Origin of the sequence: Bathymodiolus platifrons methanotrophic gill symbiont (assembly GCF_002189065.1) — a bacterium.
Taxonomy (GTDB): Bacteria; Pseudomonadota; Gammaproteobacteria; order Methylococcales; family Methylomonadaceae; genus Methyloprofundus.
Genome location: NZ_BDMN01000257.1, coordinates 1 through 5,094, shown reverse-complemented (window position 1 = coordinate 5,094; position 5,094 = coordinate 1). Strand labels below are relative to the sequence as shown.

Below are 5,094 nucleotides of genomic sequence, written 5' to 3'. Positions count from 1 at the left end.
CAGCATTGTGTATTTCAGCTACTCAATAATTGGGAAACTTCAGTTGGTTAGTACACTACCAGAGATTAGAGATTTAACTATAAGCCATCGCTTAGCATTTTTAGATTTGGATACGGAAGCAAATTTACCAACTAATTACGCAATCTTAAAACTATATTTTTCAGCAATAATTAGCGTATTAATGGTTTTTTGGTATAAGGGGCGTGCTCCAGTGTTTTGGGAAATTGCGGCAATTGCATTGTTTATTACTGGGCTAGATGAAAGTGCGCAATTACATGAGGTGTTAACGGCTGGTCTTGCAACAAAGCTATTTGGTACTGAATACTTGTCTGGCAATCAGTATATGGTGTTGCCCTATGCATTGATTTTGGGAGCCTTTTACTTGTCTTCATTAACGTTATTTCCAAAAAAATCGTGGATAGTGTTCATCTGCTTTGTCGTGTCTGGCATATTTTTAATTTTATCTCAAGCAGTTGAATTGGCATTTAAACCTGCTTTAGACGTAATGTTTAATACATTTAACATGTTATCTATTGTGTTAGCGAGGTTTGACGAAGATGCTTTAATGTTTGCGTGGGAAGAAGGGTTAGAAATGATTGGAATGTCATTACTCTGTGGTGGGTTGATTATAGGTGTTTATACGGTACAAAAGAGTGAAGAATTAGATACTACTTAATTATTATTCCGTGTCTTTTATCCTGGATTTTTCTCACTAGAATCATACTCTTTCCTGCAGTGAATCTGTCACTTTCATCTTGATAACGTAACGTTTTTTTAAGTTTCAATAAGTCAGCTTAAGAAATTCCACTTCAACTCTGCTCATGCAATTGAATATTAATAATCCTAAGTGCGGCCAAGATAGCAGCAAAAACCTGATTAGAATGCACGCCGCGGGTTTTACGGTTGTTGTTATCACAATCCCAGGTAATCACACATTCCGTTAAAGCACTGGTATGTCCGCCTTTAGGGATTCTTACTTCATAGTCTACCAAGGCAGGCAGCGAATAATCATGCAGCTTCATCACCTTGTTAATGGCATCAATAAAAGCATCAAAACCACCATTTCCACAGCCCGAAGCGATATGATGATTGCCTTTAACATCAACACGGAGACTCACGGTAGATTCTAAGTCAAAGCCGCTAGTAATAGTGCAATTCAGCAGTTTGATATGTTGGTAATTCTTACTTTCCAGTACGTCGGCGATGATAAACGGTAAGTCATCGGTAGTAATGGTTTGTTTGGAATCACCCAGCTTAACGATTCTGGCCAGGACTTTTTTCTGGTTTTCCTCGGAAAGATCCAGTTCAAGTAATTCCAGATTCTTTTTTAGTGAGGCTTTGCCACTCATTTTTCCTAGTGCGTAGCTATGAATGCGAGAAAAACGTTCAGGCACTAATTTACTTTTATACAAGCCGCCTTTTTGATCTCCATCGGCATGAATTCCCGCTGTCTGGGTGAATACATCGGTACCTATAATCGGGGTGTTGGCGGAAACTCGTTTACCTGAGAAGTTCTCGACTATATTGCTGGTACGTACCAGGTGACTTTCATCAATGGATAATTCCATATTCATTTTGTCACGTAATACCACGCTAACTTGAGCCAGTGAGGCGTTGCCTGCTCTTTCTCCCAGGCAATTGACCGTGCAGTGAATGGAATTAATTCCGGCACGTACTGCCGCCATCACGTTGGCTGTGGCCAGACCATAATCATTATGTGGGTGAAAATCAAAGTGCAGTTCTGGGTAACGATTGCTCATATCACTTAAGCTATCGAAGACTTCTTCTGGTGACATCACGCCTAAAGTGTCAGGGAGCATAAAATGGTTGATACCTGTGCGCTGCAGGCTATCCATTAAGGCAAATACATACTCCCGGTTGTCTCGGTAACCGTTAGACCAGTCTTCTAAGTACACATTGACTGTTAAGCCTTTGCCTAAGGCATAATCCACGGTTTTAAGAATATCATCGGTATGCTGTTGCAGGGTTTTCCCTAGCTGATCCCTACAATGCTTTTCACTGCCTTTGGTTAACAGGTTGATAACACTACCACCGGATTCCAGTATCCAGTCTACACTTAAAGTATGGTCTACAAAACCCAATACTTCGATGCGCCCATCAAATCCTTCATCACGCGCCCAGTCATTAATTCGTTTAACACCCTGTTGTTCACCTTCAGACACGCGCGCAGAGGCAACCTCAATTCGATCAACGCCTAGAGATTGCAAAAGCGCTTTAGCAATATTTAGCTTTTCATCAGGAGAATAAGAAACCCCTTGCGTTTGCTCGCCATCACGTAGGGTTGTATCCATTAACTGGATGTGTCGAGGTTGTGTGGACATTTGCGTGCCTTGGAAAATAAAAGGGAGGTGAAGATCGGCGTGGGCTGGGTTAGAATTTTTTTTGTGAAACAAAAAAACGTAACCCAGCAAATTATTATTATCGTAAATGCCGGATTACGTTATCTGCGCTTTGCTTGATAAGCTAACCCAGCCTACAGCATAAAATATTTGCTATTAAACCCAAAGCCAGGGGTAGGTCTGCTTATGCTTTGCCTCATACTGATCAATAAGATCAATATGTTGTAATGTTAAACCAATATCATCCAGCCCTTTAAGCATATTATTTTTACGTACTGGATCCACTTCAAATTTAAAGCCATTGCCAGCCGGAGTGGTTAATGTCTGGTTTTCCAGATCAACAATAAATTTAACCCCTTCATTCGCTGCAATTTCGTCCATTAAGCTGGCTAATTGTTCCTTAGTAGCAATAATAGGCAATATGCTATTTTTAAAGCAGTTATTGTAAAAAATGTCTGCATAACTGGTCGAGATGATGGTGTTAAATCCATAATCAGCAATTGCCCAGGGCGCGTGTTCGCGGGATGATCCACAACCAAAGTTATCACCCGCAACCAGTATGTGCGCGTCTTTAAAGGCTGGTTTATTAAGTTCAAACTCAGCATTATCACTGCCGTCGTCATTAAAGCGCCAGTCGTGAAACAGGTGCTTTCCAAAGCCAGTGCGCTCAACTTTTTTTAGAAATTGCTTAGGGATGATCTGGTCGGTATCGACATTGCTACGCTTCATTAAAGCAGCAATGCTTTCGTGTTTTTTATAGGCTTGCATATTTTTTCCGTTATTCTTTTAAAGCTTACGAATGTCAACAAAGTGACCCGCTGACGCTGCAGCAGCAGCCATCGCTGGTGACACCAGATGCGTTCTACCACCTTTACCTTGACGACCTTCAAAGTTTCTATTTGAAGTAGACGCACTACGCTGTCCTACAGTTAGTTCGTCACCATTCATCGCTAGACACATGGAGCAACCTGGTTCACGCCATTCCCAGCCAGCATCAATAAATATCTTATCCAGACCTTCATCTTCAGCCTGTTTTTTAACATGATAAGACCCTGGTACGGCAATAGCTGTTACTTTGTCGGCTACTTTTGTGCCTTTAGTCACTTCGGCGGCAATACGAAAATCTTCAATACGTCCGTTAGTGCATGAGCCGATAAAAATCAGGTCTACGGGAATATCAGTGATTTTTGTATGTGCAGTGAGTCCCATATAGTTCAATGCATTTGCACACGCTTCTTTTTTGATTTCATCATCGAAATCTTCAGGCGCTGGAACTATGCTAGTGATACCTGTCACCTGCTCAGGCGATGTACCCCAGGTAACCTGAGGCTCGATATCTGCAGCATTTAAGGTTACGATCGTATCAAATACAGCGCCTTCATCACTAGGCAGGCTTTTCCAGTAAGCTAATGCCTTATCCCAGTTATCACCTGAAGGAGCAAATTCACGGCCTTTCAAATATGTATATGTTTTTTCGTCAGGAGCCACTAAACCAGCTCTGGCACCGGCTTCAATCGCCATATTACAGAGTGTCATACGCCCTTCCATAGACAGCTTGCTAATGGCGTTACCTGCATATTCAATCACATGTCCATTACCACCCGCAGTACCAATTTTTCCGGTAATCGCCAGGGCAATATCTTTAGCTGAGGCGTATTTAGATAATTCGCCGTCAATTTGAATCAGCATGGTTTTTGATTTTTGCTGCGGCAATGTTTGTGTTGCCATCACATGCTCAACTTCGGAGGTGCCGATACCAAACGCTAAAGCACCAAAAGCACCATGGGTAGCTGTATGGCTATCACCACAAACAACAACCATGCCAGGGTGAACAAATCCGTGTTCAGGCACAACAATGTGAATAACGCCATTATTTGGGTTTTTCATATCGTAAAGATTTAAGCCATTTTCATGGCAATTATCTGCCATGGTTTCGATCTGTTTTTTCGCAATAGGATCGGCAATAGGCAGGTCTCTATTTTTGGTGGGTACGCAATGATCCATAGTGGCCAGAATACTATGCGGATTACGCACTTTGCGTTTGGAAAGTCTTAAGCCTTCAAATGCTTGCGGGCTAGTGACCTCATGCATTAGGTGACGATCAACATATAATAAAGGGGCCTGACCTGCAACTTCAGCTACCAAATGGCTGTCCCAGATCTTTTCGTACATGGTTTTTTTCATAGTATCTTCCAAAGCTTGCGTTCCACTTAAAAGCAGAATTATTGCTATATCGCGTATCTAAATAGTGTAACAGGGTATTATCTCTTAAATTAACTAAGTATTCCAATTACTTTGCTGGTTTACATTTAGGAGTGCACAGGGAGTAAATCTGACAATTGAGGAAAGGTTTATGTTGATATTAACCTAGAAAAATCAGTTGCTCACGGTTTCTAGCACTAGTTCTTGATTCCACAGTACTTCAAATTGTGCCCGCTTAACTTGTGGGTGAAGCTAAGGCTTTTTAAAGCACTGTAAAAGCAATATTTTTCACTACTGAAGTTTCCTAGAAATTCATCAAGCGACCATGCGTAACAAAACGGTTACCACCGAATTTACAGGGGAGCTGCTGTATTTGGGGCAAACCCTTTCAAAATCCGGGTCCAAAGCAGCTTCGGCAATGATACGCCGGATATCTGAAAAGGCAAAACTGGTCCGCCCCTTTACTTTGTGCCGACGTTCCGGATTGGTTTTTAAACGATCAGCATAAATCCACGTTAACGTTGTTGCCATC

General features: G+C 41.7%; 5 protein-coding genes. 1 reads left to right on the top strand and 4 read right to left on the bottom strand.

Annotated features, from left to right (window positions below):
- A partial coding sequence (locus CDZ78_RS14270) for a DUF8692 domain-containing protein (RefSeq protein WP_211200772.1) occupies positions 1-676 on the top strand: 676 nt, incomplete at its 5' end.
- Between the two features lie 133 nt (positions 677-809).
- On the opposite strand, the gene CDZ78_RS14265 is transcribed toward CDZ78_RS14270, so the two are convergent.
- The 4 genes from CDZ78_RS14265 to CDZ78_RS14250 all read right to left on the bottom strand — a co-directional run.
- The gene (locus CDZ78_RS14265; RefSeq protein ID WP_087870610.1) at positions 810-2,342 is read right to left on the bottom strand and encodes a hydroxymethylglutaryl-CoA lyase-like TIM-barrel protein; all 1,533 of its coding nucleotides are present in this window, start codon (positions 2,340-2,342) and stop codon (positions 810-812) included.
- A gap of 174 nt (positions 2,343-2,516) precedes the next feature.
- Positions 2,517-3,128, bottom strand: a complete 612-nt coding sequence (gene leuD / locus CDZ78_RS14260; RefSeq protein ID WP_087870609.1) for a 3-isopropylmalate dehydratase small subunit — start codon at positions 3,126-3,128, stop codon at positions 2,517-2,519.
- Positions 3,129-3,146: 18 nt separating this feature from the next.
- Complete coding sequence (leuC, locus tag CDZ78_RS14255) at positions 3,147-4,544, bottom strand: 3-isopropylmalate dehydratase large subunit (RefSeq protein WP_087870608.1); 1,398 nt, start codon at positions 4,542-4,544, stop codon at positions 3,147-3,149.
- A gap of 333 nt (positions 4,545-4,877) precedes the next feature.
- Positions 4,878-5,094 (bottom strand): hypothetical protein (locus CDZ78_RS14250; RefSeq protein WP_087870607.1); only part of this gene is annotated, 217 nt, incomplete at its 5' end.